Genomic DNA, 2,200 nt, shown 5'->3' with positions numbered 1-2,200 from the left:
AACAAACCCGGGGCGATTCAGTCTCACCGTCAGGGACCGACGGGGCACAACACTTTGAGCAGGTTCAAAATGAATGCGTGCTTATAGTGACCCGTGGGCACTGACCGCTTCATCTTGGGCACTCCCGAGCTCGTCAGCATCAGATTCGCGATCGCACCTGGCATCGAGGGAACCCGCGCCGTCCGACGCTTAACTGCCCGCCAGTCCGTGCCGCTGCATCGGGCGCTGATCGAAAGAATCCGCCGCGACACCCCAGCGGAGTGTCTGCGCATCCTGGCCCCGCTGGCAGGTGGGCGCGGTTACACGCCTGACTTCCTCGCTCAACCCGAAGCCACAACCCCCGACCGCCTCTTGACGGCAACCAGAGGCACGTCCCTGGACATCATCGACGCCGAGCTACGACAAGCCGCTGGCGAGGGGAGGCGCATCCCGGCCAACTGGCTCGCTGACCCTGAACTTGCGCGGACACAGATCGCGCACGCGTGGGAAATGTTCTGGGATCTCGGCATGCATGCACATTGGCCGCGCATGCGATCTGTGCTCGAATCTGACATCGCCACTCGCGCACGCTCCCTCGCTCACCGCGGCTTAGAAGCAGTCGTCGAAGACCTCGACCCAAGGCTGCATTGGCACGAGACCGCCCTTCTACGCACGGATAGTCGCTTCGCCGTCGAGACCGACTGTCGGGGGCGCGGCCTGCGCCTCGTCCCCACCGTTCTGGGATGGCCCCACGGAGCCATTACTACCGACCCGCCATGGACTCCAACCATCTACTACCCCGCGAGGAACGCGGCCACCACGACGCACCAAGACCCAGCTCGAACCACCGCCGCACTCATCGGTACCACCCGGGCTCGCATCCTCGACCACCTGCGGGTCCCCGCCCGCACCACTGACATCGCCTCAGCCCTCGACATCAGCCCTGCCACCGCATCACATCACCTGCACATCCTCAACAAAACCGGGCTCGTCATCACCCAACGCCGCGGCAAAGAGGCCTGGCATTCCCGCAGCTCCGTCACCGATCAACTCCGCTGGTGAGCGCCAGCATCCACGTACTGCCCAAAAAGAAGCGCTCCAAGACGGAACTTCCGTATTCACGGGTCGGTAGCTCAAACGAAGGTTTGTGCACCATCCATACCGGCCGCAGTCTGCATCTGGGGTAGGCGGTGTGCATGCACACTCGCCGAGGGCAGGGTGTACCCCACCCCACGCAAGTAGGAACCCCCTCAGATGCACACTCTCGGACAAGGGGAATCTAGGGATGGCCCTATCGGCACACTCGGGCGCTCGGGTCGGCGGCTTCGCACCAATCGGTCAGCCGCAGTCCTCGGCTGTTGCAAAAACCTTCGTTTGAGCACCACGTGAGTGAGGTCGAGCGGCGTAGGGCTTCAGGGCCTAGGTGAAGCCGGGCCAGTCCGGGCGCAGCACTTCATCACGTCAGGCGCGCCGGTGAGATGTAGCGCCACCGAGGAGAGCGCCGACGCATCCGCCAGCCAGGAACGGCATGGCGAGGAAGACTGCGAGGAAGATGGCCTCGCCCGTGTCGGCAACGCTGAAACCACCACTGGTCATGAACCGGACAACACCGGCGAGAGACACCAGCGCGGCAGCCACGATCCAGACTGTAAGAGTCGAGCGCAGCACATGACGACGGCCATCGAACCAAGCCCACACCAGTGGGATAGCGAACAGCGCCAGGAGCATGAAGAACCCGCCACCAATGTCCGGTCCTTGCTCGGGGTTCAAGCGCGAGTCGAGAGCCCAGAAGATGGCCACGGGTGCGCCGGCTGCGACGACAGCGCGAAACAGCGCTGAGGAGAAGGTGTTCATGCTGCTCATCCCACCAGCTCGACCGGTCGCATGGGATGAGTAATTGTGCGCACCCGTCGAGGTCGCCGCAGGCTGGTGGAAGAGCGCAAAACCCTTCGTTTGAGCTACACGTCGAGGGCGGGTTTCCATCGAGTGCTTGGATGAGGCGGTGTCCAGCGAACTGCTACCAGTCCTGCGCGAACGATGGAGCCCTCGCGCTTTCGATCCTGCACACCACCTCAGTGACCAAGACGCTGACGTACTCCTGGAGGCTGCGCGATGGGCGCCCTCCGCAGGCAACTCCCAACCCTGGGCGTTTCATGTTGCACGGCGCAACACCCCCGAATGGCGTGCGCTGACGGAACATGGCTCTTCACGAACGAGGGTG

The 2,200-nt window shown here is 63.6% G+C and carries 3 protein-coding genes; 2 read left to right on the top strand and 1 reads right to left on the bottom strand.

Annotation, left to right across the window (positions count from 1 at the left end):
* Window positions 1-93 precede the first annotated feature (93 nt).
* Window positions 94-1,041 carry a DUF5937 family protein gene (locus tag HMPREF0321_RS00920; protein ID WP_006943487.1) on the top strand — a complete coding sequence of 316 codons (948 nt, stop codon included), beginning with the start codon at window positions 94-96 and terminating at the stop codon, window positions 1,039-1,041.
* Between the two features lie 399 nt (window positions 1,042-1,440).
* Here the strand turns inward: HMPREF0321_RS00920 and HMPREF0321_RS00915 are convergent, their stop codons facing one another.
* Window positions 1,441-1,833, bottom strand: coding sequence for a hypothetical protein (locus HMPREF0321_RS00915; RefSeq protein WP_139023507.1), 393 nt, complete (start codon window positions 1,831-1,833; stop codon window positions 1,441-1,443).
* A gap of 148 nt (window positions 1,834-1,981) precedes the next feature.
* On the opposite strand from HMPREF0321_RS00915, the gene HMPREF0321_RS15255 reads away from it, so the two are divergent.
* The coding region (locus HMPREF0321_RS15255; RefSeq protein ID WP_254653950.1) for a nitroreductase family protein at window positions 1,982-2,200 on the top strand (219 nt) is incomplete at its 3' end.

It is taken from the genome of Dermacoccus sp. Ellin185 (genome assembly GCF_000152185.1).
GTDB classification, from domain to species: domain Bacteria; phylum Actinomycetota; class Actinomycetes; order Actinomycetales; family Dermatophilaceae; genus Dermacoccus; species Dermacoccus nishinomiyaensis.
This window is presented reverse-complemented; position numbering and strand designations above follow the sequence as displayed.